The organism is Geodermatophilus sp. SYSU D00525 (assembly GCF_054050475.1).
This window is the reverse complement of the sequence record NZ_JBJGZK010000009.1, coordinates 157,496-176,185: the sequence shown is the minus strand read 5'-3', so window position 1 is coordinate 176,185 and position 18,690 is coordinate 157,496. Positions and strand designations below refer to the sequence as shown.

Genomic DNA, 18,690 nt, shown 5'->3' with positions numbered 1-18,690 from the left:
GGGGCGGCCGGACGCCGGGGCGTGCGCCCCGGCGGGCCGGCCGCACGACGTCGTCGGCGCGTCCCTCGGGCCCGGGGCGGGGCTCCCGGCGGCCCGGCGCCGGACGCCTAGGCTCGGTGCATGAGCGTGCGCCGGGTGATGGGGACCGAGGTCGAGTACGGCATCTCGGTCCCCGGGCAGCCCACCGCCAACCCGACCACCCTGTCCAGCCAGGTCGTCAACGCCTGGGCCGTCGCCGACGCCCCCACCCGCCGCCGGCCGCGTTGGGACTTCGAGGAGGAGTCGCCGCTGCGCGACGCCCGCGGCTTCGACCTGTCCCCGGCGCAGGCGCTGGACCACACCGACCTCGACGAGGACTCGGGGATGGCCAACGTCATCCTCACCAACGGCGCCCGGCTCTACGTCGACCACGCGCACCCGGAGTACTCGACGCCGGAGGTCACCAACCCGCGCGACGTCGTCCTGTGGGACAAGGCGGGGGAGCGGGTCATGGCCGAGGCGGCCCGCCGGGCCGCCCGCATCCCCGGCACCCAGCCGATCCAGCTGTACAAGAACAACACCGACGGCAAGGGCGCCAGCTACGGCGCGCACGAGAACTACCTGATGGACCGGCGGACGCCGTTCATCGACATCATCCGCGGGCTGATCCCGTTCTTCGTGACCCGGCAGGTGTTCGCCGGTGCCGGCCGGGTCGGCATCGGCGCCGAGGGCCGCACGCAGGGCTTCCAGATCTCCTCCCGGGCGGACTTCTTCGAGGTCGAGGTGGGCCTGGAGACGACGCTCAAGCGGCCGATCATCAACACCCGCGACGAGCCGCACGCCAACCCCGACGAGTACCGCCGGCTGCACGTGATCATCGGCGACGCGAACCTCGCCGAGCTGTCGACCTACCTCAAGGTCGGGACGACGTCGCTGGTGCTGGCCATGATCGAGGCGCGGGCGCTGCGCGAGGACCTCTCGCTGGAGGAGCCGGTCGCCACGCTGCAGGCGGTCAGCCACGACCCGTCGCTGGCCACCCAGGTGCGGCTGCGCGACGGGCGGCGGATGACCGCGGTCGACCTGCAGCGGGTCTACCTCGACCACGCCGAGCGGTTCGTCGACCGCAACGGGGCGCCCGACGAGCAGACCACCGACGTGCTGCGCCGCTGGGCCGAGGTCCTCGACGACCTCGCCACCGACCCGATGCGCCTGGCCGACCGGCTGGACTGGCCGGCCAAGCTGCGGCTGCTGGAGGGTTACCGCTCCCGCGACGGGCTGTCCTGGGGCGACTCGCGGCTGCAGCTGGTGGACCTGCAGTACTCCGACGTCCGCCCGGAGAAGGGGCTCTACCACCGGCTGGTCGCCCGCGGCTCGATGCAGCGGCTGCTCACCGACGACGAGGTGACCCGGGCGATGGTCACCCCGCCGGCCGACACCCGCGCCTTCTTCCGCGGCGAGTGCCTGCGGCGCTTCCCGGCCCAGGTGGCCGCGGCGTCGTGGGACTCGGTGGTCTTCGACCTCGGCCGGGAGAACCTGGTGCGCATCCCGACGATGGAGCCGCTGCGCGGCACCCGCGACCACGTGGGCCTGCTGTTCGAGTCGACGGCGAGCGCGCAGGAGCTGGTCGACACCATCACCGGCGCCTAGTGACCCCGCCGGTCGAGGTCGCGCGGGCGCTGGCCGAGGACCTGCTCGCGCCCACCGCCGCGGAGGTCGACGCCACCGGCGTCCTCCCGCGCGGCCACCTCGACGCGCTCGCCGCGGCCGGGCTGTACGGCCTGGTCGGACCCGCCGACGCCGGCGGCCTGGGCGCCGACGGCGCGACGCTGGCGGCCGTGGTCGAGGAGCTGGCGGCCGGCGACCTCGCGACCGCGTTCGTGTGGCTGCAGCACCACGGCGTCGTCGGCCGGCTGGCCGCCTCCCGGGCGCACCCGGAGCTGCTGGCCGACCTGTGCGCCGGGCGGCGGCGGGCCGGGATCGCCCTGCAGGCGGCGACGCGCCCGGACGCGGCGCCCGTGACCGTGCGGCGGGACGGCGGCGACCTCGTGCTCGACGGCGCCGTGCCGTGGGTGACCGGCTGGGGCCTGCTCGACGTCGTGCTGGTGGCCGCCCGCGACGGCGACGACGTCGCGTTCGTGCTGGCCGACGCCGCCTGCGGGCCGACGCTCGCGGCCGTGCCGCAGGCGCTGGTCGCGGTGCAGGCCAGCGCCACGGTGGAGCTGCACCTGCGGGGCCACCGCGTCCCCGCCGGCCGGCTGCTGGGCGCGACCCCGCTGGCCGAGGTCCGCGCGGGCGACGCGGCCGGGCTGCGGCTCAACGGCTCGCTGGCGCTGGGCCTGGCCCGGCGGTGCGCCCGGCTGGTCGGCCCCTCACCCCTCGACGACGACCTCGCCGCCGTGCGCGCCCGGCTCGACGCCGCTGGGCCGGACGGGCTCCCGGAGGCGCGCGCCGCCGCCGCGGCCCTCGCGCACCGCGCGGCCGGGGCCCTGGTGGTGGCGACCGGCAGCGGCGCCGCACGCGCCGGCTCGGTGGCCGAGCGGACCGCGCGCGAGGCGGTGTTCCTGCTCGTGTTCGGCTCCCGCCCCGCGATCCGCGCGTCGCTGCTGGCGCGGCTGGGCGCGGCCCGCTGAGGCCGCCGGGTGTCGGTACCTGCGGGTAGTTTCGGCGGCAGCACGCACTCGGCGCGCACCAGGGGAGGGCACATGGCCACCAGGGACACCGGCGGGCAGCAGCGGGCCACGCGCACGCGCGAGGAGACCGACGAGGTCGAGGCCTCGGTCGACACCGAGGTCGCCGAGCGGCACAAGGAGATGTCCGAGGACGTCGACGCCATCCTCGACGAGATCGACGACGTCCTCGAGGAGAATGCAGAGGAATTCGTTCGCTCGTATGTGCAAAAAGGGGGTCAGTGAAAGCCATCTCCGTATAGCGGGAATGGTGGGATGAAATGGTCGACTCGAAGTGGTGTCCGGACTGCGGTGTGGTCCGCCCGCTCGACCAGTTCACCCGTGACAAGCGACGAGCGGACGGTCTCGCGTTCTACTGCCGCGACCACGCGAGGGCGAGGTCTCAGGAGTCCAGACGGCGGCGGCTCGGTCCACCGAGCCGCCGCTTTCCGGTCGGTCGAGACGTGCCGGCCGGGGCCAAGTGGTGTCCGGACTGCGACACCGTCAAGCCGATCGACGAGTTCCCCACGACCACCGCCAACTCGAGCGGTGTGCACACGTACTGCAAGCCCTGTCACAACGTCCGCGGCAAGGCCTCCAAGGACAAGGTGGGTGGGTCGCGGAGCTACCACCTCATGGGGCGGTACGGGATCACCGCCGCCGAGGCCGACGCGATGCTGGCCGAGCAGGGCGGGCTCTGTGCCATCTGCGTCACGGCGCCGGCCGAGCACGTGGACCACGACCACGTAACCGGCAGGGTCCGGGCGCTGCTCTGTTTCGGCTGCAACGGCGGTCTCGGACAGTTCAAGGACGATCCCGTGGTCCTGCGCGCCGCCGCCCGCTACGTCCTCCACCACCGCGCCCTGCAGGGCGGTCCGCCCGCCACACCGCAGGCCGAGGAGTGAACGACCGGGCGCTCACCCGACGGCGGCGAGGGCGGCGCCCGGGCCGGTGACGAGGCAACCGGTCCCGGTGAGGGCGGTGATCACCGCGTTCACGGGGTCGTGCAGGTCGCCGGGGACCCGCCCGGCCCACGGCGCGCCGGGCAGGGCGGGGACGTCCCACGCCGCGCACAGCACCCGGGGGAGCACCACGGCCCCCTGCGCCTGACGGGCGAGCAGCAGCTCCCGGAGCTCAGGGTGCCGACGCACCTCCGGCCACGGCACCCGCAGGTGACCACCGCCGTCGACCGGCAGCACGCCGGCCGGTCCCTCCTCGCCCTCCTGGACGGCGACCGCCTGCACCTCGGTCAGGTCGACCCCGTGCCGGCCGAGCAGCGTGCGGCCGCTCAGCACGCCGTCGTCGACACGCACCGACCGCCTGTGTCGTTCTGCCGGACGGCAGCGAACAGCAGCACGGCCGGCAGCCCGAGCAGCACGACCAGCGGGACGGACACCCGGCCCGGCCAGCGCCCAGCTCCCCGCCGGCGCCACGACGAGCACGAGCAGCGCGCCCGCCCCGGCCAGCACGCGGCCGCGGCGCCGGTCCGCCACCCGCGGCACCACCCGCACCGGCGGGCTCACGCGAGCAGGACGCCGGCCGCCACGGCGGCGGCCGAGCCGAGGAGGGTCAGCGCGCCGATGGCCCGGTCCGCCCCGTCCCGGCGCACGCGCCCGGGCGTGGGGACCTCGGGCGGCGCGGGCAGGTCCCACGCGGCGCACACCGCCGGCGGCAGGAGCCCGCCCCGCCGGTGCCGGTCGACGAGCAGCCGGCGTGCCTCCGGCAGGCCGTCCAGCCGCGACCAGGGGACCACCAGGTGCCGCTCGCCGTCGCTCAGCCGGACCGCGACGATCCTGCCCAGCTCCGGATCGCTGCCGGCGGACACCGCCGTCACCCGCGCGAGGTCCACCCCCTGCTCGCCGAGCAGGGTCCGCCCGACGAGCACCGTCCCCTCCAGCCGCAGCCGGCCGGCCTCGTCCTGCCGCACCCGCGACCACAGGGACCAGGCGGCCAGGAGCCCGGCCAGGGCGGCCACGGCCGCGGGCCACCCGGCCCCGCCTCCGAGCGCCGCGCGGGTCCAGGCCGCGCAGAGCCCGCACAGCAGGGCCATCAGCAGCCCGGTCGCGGCCAGCGCGGTGCGGCGCCGTCCGGCCGGCACGCGGGGCACGTGCGGTGCCCCCGCCAGGTCCCGCGGGTGCACTCCGTCGGTCACGCCTGCTCCCCTCCGGTCGATCGAGCCGGCGCACGGTAGACCCCGCGGTCCCGGCGGACCAGGCCCGCCCGCGTCCCGGGTGGCCCGGCAGTCGCGCCGGTAGGGTCGGCCACGAGCCGCCGCGGCACGTCCGCGGCACGTCGAGGAGCACCCCGGGAGGGGCGCGGAGAGGGTGGACGGGTTGACCCAGTCGCACACCGGCCGGAGCGGCTTCCCGCCCGCCTACCTGGACCGGGTGGGCTCCTCGTTCACCGACTTCCTCGCCCAGGCCGCGCCCGACCTGCTGCCCGGGCGGCGCCCCGTGCCGTCGGTGCACGCCGGCGACCTCACCCCGCACGGCACCACGATCGTCTCCGTCACCTACGACGGCGGCGTCCTCATGGGCGGCGACCGGCGGGCCACCATGGGCAACCTGATCTCCAGCCGCGACATCGAGAAGGTGTACCCGGCCGACACCTGGTCGGTGATCGGCATCGCCGGGGCCGCGGGCATCGCGATCGAGATGGTCCGGCTCTACCAGGTCGAGCTCGAGCACTACGAGAAGATCGAGGGGCTGACCCTCAGCCTGGACGGCAAGGCCAACCGGCTGGCCCAGATGATCCGCGGCAACCTCGGCGCCGCGCTGCAGGGCCTGGCCGTCGTCCCGCTGTTCGCCGGCTTCGACCTCGACGCCGCCCCGGACGCCAGCCCGGGCCGGATCTTCAGCTACGACGTCACCGGCGGGAACTACGAGGAGCGCGGCTACGCCGCCGTCGGCTCCGGCTCGCTGTTCGCCCGCAACTCGCTGAAGAAGACCTGGCGGCCGGGGCTGTCCGGCGACGACGCCACCCGCAGCCTGGTCGAGGCCCTCTACGACGCCGCCGACGACGACTCGGCCACCGGCGGCCCCGACCCGGTGCGCCGGCTGTACCCGATCGTCTACCGCGTCGACGCCGAGGGCGCCGTCCGCCTGACCGACGACGAGGTCTCCGCCGTCGCGAAGACCATCGTCGACGAGCGGGCCGCCGCCGAGGGGCAGGGCTGATCGCCGTGACCATGCCGTACTACGCCTCGCCCGAGCAGCTCATGCGCGACCGCTCGGAGTACGCCCGCAAGGGCATCTCCCGCGGCCGCAGCGTCGCCGTCCTCACCTACGCCGACGGCGTGCTGTTCATCGCCGAGAACCCCAGCTCCACGCTGCACAAGGTCGGCGAGATCTACGACCGGATCGGCTTCGCCGCCGTCGGCCGGTACAGCGAGTTCGAGAGCCTGCGGGTGGCCGGGGTGCGCCTGGCCGACGTCCGCGGTTACTCCTACAACCGCCGCGACGTCACCGGCCGGGTCATCGCCAACGCCTACGCGCAGACCCTCGGCGCGATCTTCACCGAGCAGATGAAGCCCTACGAGGTGGAGCTGTGCGTCGCCGAGGTCGGGGAGGCCGCCGAGCAGGACCAGCTGTACCGGCTGACCTTCGACGGGTCGGTCGTCGACGAGCCGGACTTCGTGGTCATGGGCGGGCAGGCCGAGGCGGTCACCGCCCGCCTGCGGGAGGACTTCCGCCCCGGCATGGCGCTGCGCGACGCGCTGATGACCGGCGTCCGGGCGCTGTCGGCGTCCAGCCCGGCGATGTCGGGCAACGCCAACGGCAGCGGCGACGGCCTGCTGCCGGCCGGCCAGCTCGAGGTCGCCGTCCTGGACCGCCGCCGGCCCAAGCGGGCCTTCCGCCGGGTCGTGGGCGCGGCGCTGGGCACCCTGCTCGGCGACCGCAGCGCCGGCGCGGCCGCGCCCGAGGGCACCACCCACGCACACGTGCCCAGCGCGCCGCAGCCGGGCACCCCGGCCGGTCTCGGCGACCCCGCCGCGCCGGACACCGCCGGCGGCACCGGCGGGTCGGGCGAGGGCAGCGGCCCGCAGCCGGGCCCGGCCGACGGCGCCGGCGGGGGCACCGACGGGGGCAGCTGACCGGCGTCGCGGAAGGGACGAGCGGGGAACCGGCCGGAGTCGCATCCGGCGCCTAGGCTCGGTCCGTGGACCGACGGATCTTCGGGATCGAGACCGAGTACGGCGTCACGTGCACCTTCCGCGGGCAGCGGCGGCTGTCCCCGGACGAGGTGGCCCGCTACCTGTTCCGGCGCGTCGTGTCGTGGGGGCGCAGCTCCAACGTGTTCCTGCGCAACGGCTCGCGGCTGTACCTCGACGTCGGCAGCCACCCCGAGTACGCCACCGCCGAGTGCGACGACCTCACCGAGCTCGTCGTCCACGACAAGGCCGGCGAGCGGATCCTCGAGGGCCTGCTGGTCGACGCGGAGCAGCGGCTGGCCGAGGAGGGCGTCACCGGCGACATCTACCTGTTCAAGAACAACACCGACTCGGCCGGCAACAGCTACGGCTGCCACGAGAACTACTGCGTCGGCCGGCACGGGGAGTTCTCCCGGCTGGCCGACGTGCTCATCCCGTTCCTGGTCAGCCGGCAGCTGATCGTCGGCGCGGGCAAGGTGCTGCAGACCCCGCGCGGGGCGATCTACTGCGTCAGCCAGCGCGCCGAGCACATCTGGGAGGGCGTGTCCTCGGCGACCACCCGGTCGCGGCCGATCATCAACACCCGCGACGAGCCGCACGCCGACGCCGAGCGCTACCGGCGGCTGCACGTCATCGTCGGCGACTCGAACATGAACGAGACGACGACGCTGCTCAAGGTCACCATCACCGACCTGGTGCTGCGGATGATCGAGGCCGGGGTGCCGATCCGGGACATGGCGCTGGAGAACCCGATCCGGGCGATCCGGGAGATCAGCCACGACGTCACCGGCCGCCGCAAGGTGCGCCTGGCCAACGGCCGGGAGATGAGCGCGCTGGAGATCCAGGGGGAGTACCACTCCCGCGCCGCGGAGTTCGTCGACCGGGAGGGCTTCGGCCCGGTGCACCGGCAGATGCTCGAGCTGTGGGGGCGGGTGCTCAAGGCCGTCGACACCGAGGACCTCTCGCTCATCGACCGGGAGATCGACTGGGCCACCAAGCTGTCGCTGATCGAGCGGTACCGGGCGAAGAAGGGCCTGTCGCTGTCGTCCCCGCGGGTGGCGCAGATGGACCTGGCCTACCACGACATCTCCCGCCGGCGCGGGCTGTACTACCTGCTCGAGCGCAACGGCCAGGTGGAGCGGGTGGCGCACGAGCCGCGGGTGTTCGAGGCCAAGAACGTGCCGCCGCAGACCACCCGGGCCAAGCTGCGCGGGGAGTTCATCCGCAAGGCCCAGGAGAAGCGGCGGGACTTCACCGTCGACTGGGTGCACCTCAAGCTCAACGACCAGGCCCAGCGCACCGTGCTGTGCAAGGACCCGTTCAAGAGCGTCGACGAGCGCGTGGAGAAGCTCATCGCCTCCATGTAGTCCGGCATGTAAGTCCGGGCACCTCCGCGGACCTGCACCGTGCACGTCCGCGGAGGTGCCCCGGTCAGTCGGGCAGGGGCACCCGGACGGCGGCGTAGCGGCCCGCGGCCGCGGCGGCGAGGAAGTAGGCGCGCTCCTCGGGCCAGCCGCGGCCCATCGTCGACAGCGTCACCGGTGACAGCTGCAGCGCCTCGTCCAGCCCCTCGACGTCGACCCACACCACCCGGTTGCGCTCGGGCTGGCCGGCCAGGTCCTCCTCGACCTGCCGGCCGAGCTCCGAGCCCAGCCCGCGCGGGGCCACCAGCGTCACCCCGGCCATGGCCACCCGCCCGAACGCGGTCAGCGAGTGGTGGGAGACGCCGCGGTGGCGGGGGCGCGGGTCGGCGTCGGAGATCCGCAGCGCGCCGATCGGCTCCCCGCCGAGCACGCTGACGGCGTTGCACGCCTCCCCGGCCGCGACCCCGGAGAAGCCCCACGGGGTGCCGGTGCCCAGGTTGCCCGGGCCCTGGGTGACGACGGCGACGTCGGCGCCGAGCACGTGCCGTGCGGCCAGCAGCCCGGTGTGCAGGGTGACCGCCTCCAGGTCGCCGCCGAAGGCCTGCCCGACGGTGACCACCCCGGCCAGCGACGGCGCCAGGGTGTGCAGTGTGCGGGAGAAGCCGGCCACCAGGGCGCCGCCGTCGGTCATGACGTAGGCGACCTTGAGGTCGGGGTCGGTGGCGAACACGCCGATGAGCACGGCCGGCAGCGCCGAGTGCAGGTCGGCGACGACGACCGGCATCCCGCCGAGGTCCTCGGCCGCGGCGATGGTGTCGTGGTGCGCGGTGTCCTGCTCGTCCACGCCCTGCACGCTCACCTGCAGCGGCGTGTAGCGCGCCTTGACCAGGTGGCCGGGGCCGGTGGGGTCCGGCGGCAGCCGGTCGGGGACGGCGACGACGAGCGCGTACCCGCCGGTGCCCAGCCGCTGCGCCCACGCGGTCGTGTTGAGCAGCACCTCGTCGCCGACCTCGGGCACGCCCACCAGCGACGGGTGCGCCAGCGAGCGCACCGCGCCGTCGCCGGGCACCTCCACGGTGAGCTCCAGCGCGTCGCGCCAGCTCCTCCCGGTCGCGGTCACCGTGCCGCGTCGCCAGCGGATCCGTTGCGCAGTCGTCCGTTCCCCCACGGGGCCGAGGCTAGCCAGGGAGCGGCTCGCGCGCGGCCGGGACGGTGGGGGAGCGCGCGTCTGACTAGCCTGGGGCGCGTGTCGGCGAAGCGGGCGGAGCGGCTGGTCAACCTGGTCATCGCGCTGCTCGGCACCCGCCAGTACGTGACGGCGGCGCGGATCCGGTCGACCGTCCCCGGCTACGAGCCCGACGACGGCACCGCCCGCGCCGACGAGGCGTTCAAGCGGATGTTCGAGCGGGACAAGGCCGACCTGCGCGAGATGGGGATCCCGCTGGAGACCGGCCGCACCAGCGTCTTCGACACCGAGGACGGCTACCGCATCGCCCGCGCCGACTACGAGCTGCCCGAGATCACCCTCACCGGCGAGGAGGCCGCCGCCGTCGGCCTGGCGCTGCGGCTGTGGGAGTCCGCGCAGCTGGCCGGGGCCGCGCACAGCGCGCTGGTGAAGCTGCGCGCCGCCGGCGTCGACGTGGACCCGACCCGGCTGCCGATCCAGCCGCGGCTGGACTCCGACGAGCCGGCGTTCGAGCCCTGCTACGCCGCGGCCCGCGACCGCCGGGTGCTGCAGTTCGACTACCGCCGTCCCGACGAGGACGCCCCGGCCCGCCGGCACGTGCAGCCCTGGGGCGTGGTCGCCTGGCACGGCCGCTGGTACCTGGTGGGGCTGGACCTGGACCGGCAGGCCCCGCGGGTGTTCCGGCTGTCCCGCGTCGTCGGCACCCCGCGGGCGACCGGGCCGGAGAACGCCTTCGAGCCCCCGCCGGACCTGGACCTCGCCGGGATCGTCGCCGGCCAGTTCGGCGGCCGGGGCGAGGAGCAGCTGGTGGTCGTGCGCGCCCGGCCGGGCACCGCCGTCGGGCTGCGCCGCTGGGCGACCCCGCTGGGCGCCGGGGCGGACGGGGAGGACCGGCTGCAGCTGCGCACCACCGAGCCGTGGCGGCTGGCCGACCAGCTGGCCGCCTACGGCCCCGACGTCGTCGTGGAGTCGCCGACGGCGGTCCGCGACGCGGTCGTCGAGCGGCTGACCCGCCTGGCCGCCATGGGGGAGCGATGACGAGCCCGGCCACCAACGAGCGGATGACGCGGCTGCTCTCGCTCGTCCCGTACCTCACCGCCCGGCCCGAGGGCGTGCCGCTGGCCGAGGTGGCCCGCGACTTCGGGGTGCCCGAGCGGCAGCTGCGCCGCGACCTCGAGCTGCTGTGGATGTGCGGCCTGCCCGGCTACGGCCCCGGCGACCTCATCGACCTGTCCTTCGAGGGCGACCGGGTGCGGGTCACCTTCACCGCCGGGATGGTCCGCCCGCTGCGGCTGACCACCGACGAGGCGGTCGCGCTGGTGGTGGCGCTGCGCACGCTGCTGGACCTGCCCGGGCTGGCCGAGCAGGAGGCGGTGAGCCGGGCGCTGGCCAAGGTGTCGGCCGCCGCCGGGCACGCCGCCGAGCGGGTCACCCCGGTGGCGCTCAGCGTCGACGCCCGCGAGCAGGCCCTCGCCGTCGTCCGGCAGGGCCTTGAGCGCGGCCGGGCGCTGCACCTGCACTACTACGTGCCCACCCGCGACGAGCGCACCGAGCGGACCGTCGACCCGATGCGGCTGCTGCTGGTCGACGGCCGCTGGTACCTGGAGGCCTGGTCGCGGGAGGTGGCCGGCGTCCGGCTGTTCCGGCTGGATCGCATCGACGACGTCGAGGTGCTCGACGAGCCGGCCGCCCCGCCGCCGCAGGCCGCGCCGCGGGACGTGGAGTCCGGCCTGTACCAGCCGGCGCCCGGCGCGCCGGTGGTGCGGCTGCGGCTGGCCCGCACCGCCCGCTGGGTGGCCGAGTACTACCCGGTGGAGGACGTCCGCGAGGTCGAGGACCCGCCGGGCGGGCTGGCGGTCGCGCTGCGCACCCACGACCTGGCCTGGGCGCGCCGGCTGGTCGCCTCCCTCGGGGGCGCGGCCACCGTCGACGAGCCGGCCGAGCTCGCCGCTGCCGTCGCCGCCGACGCGCGGGCCGCCCTCGCCCGGTACGGCGCCTGATCCCCGGCGCCTAGGCTCACCCCGTGCTGCTGCTCGTCGTGTGGATCGTCGCCGTCGTCGTGTCGCTGGTCGTCCTCGGCGCCATCGCCCACGGCCTGCTGGGGGCGTTCCGGCGGCTGGGCCGGGAGCTGGCGGCCGCCGAGCAGGAGGCCCGGCCCGTCCTGGAGCAGGCCCAGGCCACCGCCGCCCGCGCGGCCGCGCTCGCGGACGAACGCCGGTCGAACGACCGCTGAACCGCCGTCGACCCCGCCCTTTGGGGGGACCGGGTGCCCACACCCCCGGCGTAGCATCGGCCCCGCCCCCGCGACCTGGAGGACGCATGAACCTCGGCCCGCTCGAGATCGGCCTGATCATCCTGGCCGTCCTGTTGCTGTTCGGCTACAAGAAGCTCCCCGACGCCTCGCGCTCGCTGGGCCGCTCGCTGCGCATCTTCAAGGGCGAGATGAAGGGCATGAAGGACGACGACCGCACCGCGGCCCCGTCCGCGCCGCTGCCGCCGGCCGCGCTCGACGCCGCCGACCGGGACCGGCGCGCCCAGCTCGAGGCCGAGGCGGCCGCCGCCGAGGCCCGCGCCGCGGAGCTGCGGGCGCGCGCCGCGCAGCCCGGCGCCGCCGACGCACGCTGACCGCCTCCCCGGGCAGCGACGTGAGCGGTCCCTCCCTGCGCCGCCGCCGTCGTCGGCGGGCGCCGCGGGACCCCGAGGCGACGATGACCCTCGTCGCGCACCTCACCGAGCTGCGCAACCGCGTCGCCAAGGCCCTGCTGGCGCTCGCGCTGGGCACCGTCGCCGGGTTCCTCTGGTACGACCACGGGCTGCTGACCTTCCTCAGCCAGCCCTACTGCTCGCTGCCCGCCGACCTGCGCTTCCAGGGCGACGAGAGCTGCTCGCTGGTGGTCCTCGACGTCTTCGGCGGTGTGCTGCTGCGGCTGAAGATCGGCCTGATCGCCGGGGCGGTGCTGTCCAGCCCGTTCTGGCTCTACCAGCTGTGGGCGTTCATCACCCCCGGGCTCAAGCGCAACGAGAAGCGCTACGCGATCACCTTCGTCGCCGTCTCGACGACGCTGTTCGCCCTCGGCGCGGTGCTGGCCTACGTCACCCTCTACAAGGGCCTGGAGCTGCTGCTGGAGCTCGCCGGTGACGAGGTGGCCTTCCAGCTCACCGCGCCGGACTACCTCGGCTTCGTCATCAGCCTGCTGGTCGCCTTCGGGCTGAGCTTCGAGCTGCCGCTGATCGCGGTGGCGCTGAACCTGGTCGGCGTCCTGTCGCACGCCGCGCTGGCCCGCAGCCGGCGGTGGATCTTCTTCCTGACCATCGTCTTCGCCGCGTTCATCACGCCCACCCAGGACCCGTTCACCATGCTCGCCATGGCGCTGCCGATGGTGGTGCTGTTCGAGCTGGCCATCCAGGTCGCCCGGTTCGTGGACAGGCGGCGGGCCCGGCGGGAGGCCGTGGAGCACTTCCACGACGTCCCCGATGACGAGGCCTCCCCGCTCGACGCCCGGCCCTCCGACCTCGACGCCGCCCCGACCCGGCGCGAGGACCTGCTGCCCGGCACCCCGGCGGACACCTACCGCGGCTGAGCCGCCGGGAGTCCCGCGGCGGCCAGCGCCTCGACCAGGACCGACCGCGGGGGTGCGGCCGGCGGGCCGTCGTCGCCGGGGGAGGGGTGCCCGGGCCGCCACCCCCGGGCGAGCAGCCCGGCCACCCGCGGCTGCACCGCGGCCAGCGCCGCCGGCGGGTCGACCAGCTGCGCGTGCCGCAGCACGGCCCGGCCCACCTCCGGGTCGGCGCCGGCGGCGGCGAACACCAGCCGGCCCGGCAGCGGCGCCCCGTCCCCGGCGGGCCCGGACGGCGGGCCGGCGCCCCACCCGGAGCCCCACCCCGCGCCGTCGCGGGCGGCCCGCCACGTCCGGGCGCGGGCGAGGTCGGCCCGGCAGCCGTCGTCGAACCACTCCCGCAGCTCGCCGAGCACCCAGGCGTCCACCCGCGCGCGCCAGGACCGGGCGTCCCCGGGCGCGGCGGCGACGGCCTCCGCCAGGCGCAGCGCGTGCGCCACCGCCAGCGCCGAGCCGCGGCCGAAGTGCGGGTTGCTGGTGCTGACGGCGTCGGCCAGCGGGTGCAGCCCCAGCGGCGCGTCGTCGGTGAGCACCCGGAAGGTGCTGCGCAGGCCGCCCATGACCAGCACCGGCGAGACCGGGACGGCGCGCGCCGGGTCGGTCCACAGCGCGGCCAGCGGCACCAGCCGGGTGACCGCCTCGAAGCCGGGCAGCTCCTGCGACCGGGCCAGCTGGGGGTCGTCGGGCAGCCGGGTCAGGCAGACGGTGAACGTGCCGGCGTCGTGCGGGAAGACGAGCACGGCGTACCCGTCGCCCTCGGCCACCGAGACCACGCCCCGCTCCACCGGCGCGAACCCGGCGCCGGGCAGCAGCCGGTAGCGGCGGGAGACGTACACCTCGTCGGCCGGGACGTCGACGGTGTCGCCGACCCAGGGGCGCGACAGCCGCCCGCGCCGGCCGGTGGCGTCGACGACGAGGCCGGCGGGCAGCACGCCGCCGCCGGCCAGCCGGACACCGGAGACCGCCCCGCCGGCCACGTCCACCCGCTCGACCCCGGCGCGCAGCCGGGTCACGCCCGGCTCGGCGTCGGCGGTGCGCCGCAGCACCCACTCCAGCGTGCTGCGCCGGCACCGCAGGGCGGTGAGCCCGTCGGCCAGCCGCACCGGCTCGGCGCCGTGGGCGACCAGCGCGTCGAGCACGTCGGGAAGGCCGGCGGCGAGCTCGGCGTGCAGCCGGGCGAGGAAGGCGTGCGGCTGGTGGAACTGCGCCACCCCGCGGCGGCGCCAGTCCGCGGCGGTGGCGACGTCGCCGGGTGGCTGCGCGCCGTCCCGGTCCACCAGCTGCACCCGGTGGCCCTGACGCGCGAGCGCGACCGCGGCGGTCAGGCCCGAGATCCCGGCTCCTGCGACGACGACCTGCACGACGACCTCCGCACGACTCGACGGGGCCGGTGGGGTCTCCCCGGGAAGGTGTTGCTGGGCAACAGACCGGCGGCGTCATCGACCCACCGGCGGCGCGACGGTGTCAAGATCAGGACGGCGCGGTACCGACCTCCGACCAGGCCGTTTCCACCGCAGGGAGGGGGTGTCGTCCCCGGGGCGCGCCGGGCCGTAGCGTGGGCCGGCCGCTCGCCGGAGGCAGGGGAGGGAGACCGGGTGGACGTCGCCGTCCTCGTCAGCGCCGCCGCCGGCCGGGGCCGCGCCCGCACCGTGTCCGCGGCCGCCCTCGACGCGCTGCGCCGCGGCGGGCTCACCCCCACGGTGCTCGCGGCCGGCACCCGCGCCGAGGCCGAGCGGGCCGCGGCCGGCGCGGTGGCGGCCGGCACCGGCGCCGTCGTCGCGATCGGCGGGGACGGCGCCGTGCACGCCGCGCTGCAGGCGGTCGCCGGCACCGGCACGCCGCTGGCCGTCGTCCCGGCCGGCACCGGCAACGACCTGGCGCTGGCCCTCGGCGTGCCCCCCGAACCGGTGGCCGCGGCCACCGCGGCCGCCGCCGACCTGCGCGCGGGCACCGTCCGGTCCCTCGACGCCGGCCGCACCGCCGGGCGCTGGTGGGCCACCGTGCTGTGCTGCGGCTTCGACTCGGCGGTCACCGACCGGGCCAACCGGCTGCGCTGGCCGCGGGGGCCCCGCCGCTACGACGTCGCGATCCTCGCCGAGCTCGCCCGGCTGCGGCCCCGCGAGATCACCCTCACCCTCGACGGGGAGGCGCGGACGCCGCCGGTCACGCTGGTCGCCGTCGGCAACACCGCCTGGTACGGCGGGGGCATGCGGGTCTGCCCGGCCGCCGACCCCGCCGACGGCCTGCTCGACGTCACGGTGGTCGGGCCGGTGTCCCGCCGGGAGCTGGTGCGCACCCGGCCGCGACTGACCGAGGGCACGCACGTCGACCACCCCGCCGTCACGGTGCACCGCGCCGCGCGGGTGGAGCTGGCCGGCACGGGGCTGACCACCTACGCCGACGGCGAGCCGGTGGCGGCACTGCCGGTGCGCGCCGAGGCGGTGCCCGGCGCGCTGCGGGTGGTGGGGTCGGCGCGCCCGGCCTGAGTCCGCCGAGGCCGGGGACGGGCTCCGGCGCGCCCAGGATCACCCTCCGTGGCCGGGGGCTCGGGAATGCCGGGGATATATGCCAGGGATCCTGACGCTGCGTGACGTCGCCGACCACCGCCTGCTGTGGGGACGAGGGGGCCAGGCGCCTGCCCGTACCGGGCAAACCCGCCCAGTACGACCGTTATCCCCAACTTTACGACCATCTAGCGGTGGTGCGGCGATCCGGGGGAGGGGCGATGACGCCGGGAGGTCCGGTCCGGGCTGAGGGTCGTCCGGGGAGCGCCTAACGTGGGGGCATGTCCAGCCCCGCCGAGCGGTACGCGGCTGCCCGGCGGCGCAGCGCGCACCCCACCCTCGCCGACTTCACCGCCGAGCTCGGCTTCTCCCTGGACCCGTTCCAGGTCGAGGCCTGCGAGGCGCTCGACGAGGGCGCCGGGGTGCTGGTGTGCGCGCCCACCGGGGCCGGCAAGACCGTCGTCGGCGAGTTCGCCGTGCACAAGGCGCTGGCCGAGGGGCGCAAGGCGTTCTACACGACGCCGATCAAGGCGCTGTCCAACCAGAAGTACAACGACCTGGTCGACCGCTACGGCGAGGCGAAGGTCGGGCTGCTCACCGGGGACAACGCGATCAACGGCGACGCGCCCGTGGTGGTGATGACCACCGAGGTGCTGCGCAACATGCTGTACGCGGAGTCCCCGGCCATCGCCGGTCTCGGCTACGTGGTGATGGACGAGGTGCACTACCTCGCCGACCGCTTCCGGGGTGCGGTGTGGGAGGAGGTGATCATCCACCTGCCGGCGTCGGTGACCCTGGTGTCGCTGTCGGCGACGGTGAGCAACGCCGAGGAGTTCGCCGACTGGCTGGTCACCGTCCGCGGGCACACCCGGGTCGTCGTCAGCGAGGTCCGGCCGATCCCGCTGTGGCAGCACATGCTGGTCGGCAACCGGGTGTTCGACCTGTTCAGCCTGCGGCCCGCCGCGCACGCCGCCGAGCAGGGCGAGACCCCGCGCGGGCAGTCGACGCGCGACCGGGGCGCCAGCGTCGTCGATCCCGAGCTGGTCCGGTACGTGCGCGAGCACGAGCGGCGGCTGGACACCTGGGGCGGCGGCAACGGGGGCTCGCGGCGGGACCGGGACTGGCACCGGCCGCGCTACCGCCCGCCGGCCCGCCCGGAGGTCGTGGAGCGGCTCGACCGCGCCGGGCTGCTGCCGGCGATCACGTTCGTGTTCAGCCGCAACGGCTGCGACCAGGCCGTGCACCAGTGCCTGATGGCCGGGCTGCGGCTCACCGACGAGGCCGAGCGCGCCGAGATCGCCCGGATCGTCGACGAGCGCACCGGCAGCCTGCCCGACGAGGACCTGCACGTCCTCGGCTTCTGGGAGTGGCGCGAGGGGCTGCTCGCCGGGCTGGCCGCCCACCACGCGGGCCTGGTGCCGGCGTTCAAGGAGACCGTCGAGGAGTGCTTCGTGCGCGGCCTGGTCAAGGCCGTGTTCGCCACCGAGACCCTGGCGCTGGGCATCAACATGCCCGCCCGCACCGTCGTGCTCGAGCGGCTGGTCAAGTGGAACGGCGAGGCGCACGTCGACGTCACGCCGGGGGAGTACACCCAGCTCACCGGGCGGGCCGGGCGGCGCGGCATCGACGTCGAGGGGCACGCCGTCGTCGTCTGGGCGCCGGGCATGGACCCCTCCGTCGTCGCCGGGCTGGCCAGCACCCGCACCTATCCGCTGCGGTCGTCGTTCCGGCCCAGCTACAACATGGCGGTCAACCTGGTCGGCTCCTACGGCCGGGCCCGCGCCCGCGAGCTGCTGGCCTCCTCCTTCGCCCAGTTCCAGGCCGACCGCTCGGTGGTGGGCCTGGCCCGGCAGGCGGCCCGCTCCGAGCGCGACGCGGAGCGGTTCGCCGCGGAGATGGCCAGCGAGGGCGGCGACGTGCTGGCCTACGCCCGGCTGCGGCGGGAGATCGCCGACCGGGAGAAGGAGCTGTCCCGCGACTCGCAGGCCAAGCGGCGCATGGAGGCCGCCGACACGCTGGCCGCGCTGCGCCCCGGCGACGTCATCCGGGTGCCCTCGGGCCGGCGGCAGGGCCTGGCCGTCGTCCTCGACCCCGGCGTCACCGACCTGTCCGACCCCCGCCCGCTGGTGCTCACCGAGGACAAGTGGGCCGGCCGGCTGGCCAGCGTGGACTTCCCGACGCCGGTGACCGCGCTGGCCCGGGTGCGGGTGCCGAAGAACTTCAACCACCGCAGCCCGCACGCCCGCCGCGACCTCGCCGCCACGCTGCGCACCGCGCGGCTGGAGAACGACCTCGGCGCCCGGCGGGTCAAGCAGCGCTCGGCCGCCGCCGACGACCCGGTGCTGCACGACCTGCGCCGCGCGCTGCGCGACCACCCGGTGCACGCGCTGCCCGACCGGGAGGAGCGGGTGCGGTTCGCCGAGCGGTACCTGCGCGCGGTCGCCGACGCCGAGGCCACCCACCGGAAGATGGCCGAGCGGACCGGCTCGCTGACCCGGCAGTTCGACCGCACCTGCGACGTCCTCGAGGAGCTGGGCTACCTGGTGCCCGAGGCGGTGCCGCTGGTGCCCGCCGACACCGAGGAGCCCACCCCCGTCGACGACGTCCCGCTGGTCACCGAGGAGGGCCGGCGGCTGGCACGGGTCTGGTCGGAGGCCGACCTGCTGGTCGCCGAGTGCCTGCGCGCCGGGGTGTGGCGCGGGCTCACCCCGGCCGAGCTGGCCGCGGCGGTGTCCACGCTGGTGTTCGAGGCCCGGCGGGAGGTGCCCGGCCAGCCGGCGGTGCCCGCGGGGAAGGTGGGCGGGGCGATCGCCGAGATGCGCCGGATCCGCGCGCGGCTGCAGGACGTCGAGCTCGACCGCGGCCTGCCCGCCAGCCGCGACCTGGACCTCGGCTTCGCCTGGGCGGCCTACCGCTGGGCCGACGGGCAGACCCTCGACCGGGTCCTGGCCGGCGCCGAGCAGGCGGGCACCGAGCTCTCCGGCGGCGACTTCGTCCGCTGGGCCCGGCAGCTGGTGGACCTGCTCGACCAGCTGGCGAAGGTGGCCGACGAGGCCGTGGCCGGCGTGGCGCGGGCCGCGGTGGGGCTGGTGCGTCGCGGGGTGGTCGCGGTGGCGGTCAGCGGCTGAGGGGCCCGCCACCCGGCCGGTTTCCCACGCCGCGGAGGGGCTGCCGAACGGACCTGGTGGTGCACAATCTCCCCCGCTCCGGGGACGGACGGTCAT

General features: G+C 76.1%; 18 protein-coding genes. 14 read left to right on the top strand and 4 right to left on the bottom strand.

Annotated features, from left to right (window positions below):
• Positions 1–120: 120 nt before the first annotated feature.
• The 4 genes from dop to ACI796_RS10570 all read left to right on the top strand — a co-directional run bounded on the left by dop (position 121) and on the right by ACI796_RS10570 (position 3,550).
• A complete protein-coding gene (gene dop, locus ACI796_RS10585) occupies positions 121–1,626 on the top strand; it encodes a depupylase/deamidase Dop (protein WP_456941185.1) in 1,506 nt (501 codons plus the stop codon).
• The gene (locus tag ACI796_RS10580) at positions 1,626–2,609 is read left to right on the top strand and encodes an acyl-CoA dehydrogenase family protein (protein ID WP_456941184.1); all 984 of its coding nucleotides are present in this window, start codon (positions 1,626–1,628) and stop codon (positions 2,607–2,609) included. Before dop ends, ACI796_RS10580 begins: the two co-directional genes overlap by 1 nt.
• A 72-nt stretch (positions 2,610–2,681) precedes the next feature.
• Positions 2,682–2,891 carry a ubiquitin-like protein Pup gene (locus ACI796_RS10575; protein ID WP_456941183.1) on the top strand — a complete coding sequence of 70 codons (210 nt, stop codon included), beginning with the start codon at positions 2,682–2,684 and terminating at the stop codon, positions 2,889–2,891.
• Positions 2,892–2,926: 35 nt separating this feature from the next.
• Complete coding sequence (locus ACI796_RS10570; RefSeq protein ID WP_456941182.1) at positions 2,927–3,550, top strand: endonuclease VII domain-containing protein; 624 nt, start codon at positions 2,927–2,929, stop codon at positions 3,548–3,550.
• Between the two features lie 12 nt (positions 3,551–3,562).
• Here the strand turns inward: ACI796_RS10570 and ACI796_RS10565 are convergent, their stop codons facing one another.
• A complete protein-coding gene (locus tag ACI796_RS10565; RefSeq protein WP_456941181.1) occupies positions 3,563–3,958 on the bottom strand; it encodes a hypothetical protein in 396 nt (131 codons plus the stop codon).
• 206 nt (positions 3,959–4,164) lie between these two features.
• Positions 4,165–4,797: a PRC-barrel domain-containing protein gene (locus tag ACI796_RS10560; RefSeq protein ID WP_456941180.1), complete on the bottom strand. Its 633-nt coding sequence runs from the start codon at positions 4,795–4,797 to the stop codon at positions 4,165–4,167.
• Between the two features lie 181 nt (positions 4,798–4,978).
• Here ACI796_RS10560 and prcB point away from each other — a divergent pair, with 181 nt between their 5' ends.
• The 3 genes from prcB (at position 4,979) to pafA (ending at position 8,162) form a co-directional block, all read left to right on the top strand.
• A complete protein-coding gene (prcB, locus tag ACI796_RS10555) occupies positions 4,979–5,821 on the top strand; it encodes a proteasome subunit beta (RefSeq protein WP_456941179.1) in 843 nt (280 codons plus the stop codon).
• An 11-nt stretch (positions 5,822–5,832) separates the two neighbouring features.
• The gene (prcA, locus tag ACI796_RS10550) at positions 5,833–6,738 is read left to right on the top strand and encodes a proteasome subunit alpha (protein WP_456941188.1); all 906 of its coding nucleotides are present in this window, start codon (positions 5,833–5,835) and stop codon (positions 6,736–6,738) included.
• Positions 6,739–6,803: 65 nt separating this feature from the next.
• Complete coding sequence (gene pafA / locus ACI796_RS10545; RefSeq protein WP_456941178.1) at positions 6,804–8,162, top strand: Pup--protein ligase; 1,359 nt, start codon at positions 6,804–6,806, stop codon at positions 8,160–8,162.
• Between the two features lie 64 nt (positions 8,163–8,226).
• Here pafA and ACI796_RS10540 read toward each other — a convergent pair whose 3' ends face one another.
• Positions 8,227–9,279 carry a DUF3866 family protein gene (locus ACI796_RS10540; RefSeq protein WP_456941177.1) on the bottom strand — a complete coding sequence of 351 codons (1,053 nt, stop codon included), beginning with the start codon at positions 9,277–9,279 and terminating at the stop codon, positions 8,227–8,229.
• Between the two features lie 126 nt (positions 9,280–9,405).
• Here ACI796_RS10540 and ACI796_RS10535 point away from each other — a divergent pair, with 126 nt between their 5' ends.
• From ACI796_RS10535 to tatC, 5 genes are all read left to right on the top strand, one after another.
• A complete protein-coding gene (locus ACI796_RS10535) occupies positions 9,406–10,383 on the top strand; it encodes a helix-turn-helix transcriptional regulator (protein WP_456941176.1) in 978 nt (325 codons plus the stop codon).
• Entirely contained in the window at positions 10,380–11,345 is a 966-nt protein-coding gene (locus tag ACI796_RS10530) for a helix-turn-helix transcriptional regulator (protein ID WP_456903010.1), read from the top strand. Before ACI796_RS10535 ends, ACI796_RS10530 begins: the two co-directional genes overlap by 4 nt.
• 23 nt (positions 11,346–11,368) lie before the next feature.
• Positions 11,369–11,578 (top strand): hypothetical protein, encoded by a 210-nt coding sequence (locus ACI796_RS10525; RefSeq protein ID WP_456941175.1) that lies wholly within the window; start codon positions 11,369–11,371, stop codon positions 11,576–11,578.
• Positions 11,579–11,664: 86 nt separating this feature from the next.
• Complete coding sequence (gene tatA, locus ACI796_RS10520; RefSeq protein WP_456941174.1) at positions 11,665–11,970, top strand: Sec-independent protein translocase subunit TatA; 306 nt, start codon at positions 11,665–11,667, stop codon at positions 11,968–11,970.
• A gap of 20 nt (positions 11,971–11,990) precedes the next feature.
• Positions 11,991–12,926, top strand: a complete 936-nt coding sequence (tatC, locus tag ACI796_RS10515; protein WP_456941173.1) for a twin-arginine translocase subunit TatC — start codon at positions 11,991–11,993, stop codon at positions 12,924–12,926.
• On the opposite strand, the gene ACI796_RS10510 is transcribed toward tatC, so the two are convergent.
• On the bottom strand, positions 12,914–14,323 hold the full coding sequence (locus ACI796_RS10510; protein ID WP_456941172.1) for an FAD-dependent oxidoreductase: 1,410 nt from the start codon (positions 14,321–14,323) through the stop codon (positions 12,914–12,916). The genes tatC and ACI796_RS10510 overlap by 13 nt on opposite strands.
• 234 nt (positions 14,324–14,557) lie before the next feature.
• Between ACI796_RS10510 and ACI796_RS10505 the strand changes: the two genes are divergently transcribed.
• Both ACI796_RS10505 and ACI796_RS10500 read left to right on the top strand, forming a co-directional pair.
• Positions 14,558–15,448 (top strand): diacylglycerol kinase family protein, encoded by an 891-nt coding sequence (locus tag ACI796_RS10505; protein ID WP_456941171.1) that lies wholly within the window; start codon positions 14,558–14,560, stop codon positions 15,446–15,448.
• A 299-nt stretch (positions 15,449–15,747) separates the two neighbouring features.
• Entirely contained in the window at positions 15,748–18,594 is a 2,847-nt protein-coding gene (locus ACI796_RS10500) for a DEAD/DEAH box helicase (RefSeq protein ID WP_456941170.1), read from the top strand.
• The last annotated feature ends 96 nt before the right edge of the window (positions 18,595–18,690 follow it).

Excerpts from the sequence above, each read along its gene's own strand:
- prcA (WP_456941188.1), top strand. The coding sequence starts at position 5,833 with ATGCCGTACTACGCCTCGCCCGAGCAGCTCATGCGCGACCGCTCGGAG.
- dop (WP_456941185.1), top strand. The coding sequence starts at position 121 with ATGAGCGTGCGCCGGGTGATGGGGACCGAGGTCGAGTACGGCATCTCG.
- ACI796_RS10570 (WP_456941182.1), top strand. The coding sequence starts at position 2,927 with ATGGTCGACTCGAAGTGGTGTCCGGACTGCGGTGTGGTCCGCCCGCTC.
- ACI796_RS10575 (WP_456941183.1), top strand. The coding sequence starts at position 2,682 with ATGGCCACCAGGGACACCGGCGGGCAGCAGCGGGCCACGCGCACGCGC.
- ACI796_RS10530 (WP_456903010.1), top strand. The coding sequence starts at position 10,380 with ATGACGAGCCCGGCCACCAACGAGCGGATGACGCGGCTGCTCTCGCTC.
- tatA (WP_456941174.1), top strand. The coding sequence starts at position 11,665 with ATGAACCTCGGCCCGCTCGAGATCGGCCTGATCATCCTGGCCGTCCTG.
- ACI796_RS10500 (WP_456941170.1), top strand. The coding sequence starts at position 15,748 with ATGTCCAGCCCCGCCGAGCGGTACGCGGCTGCCCGGCGGCGCAGCGCG.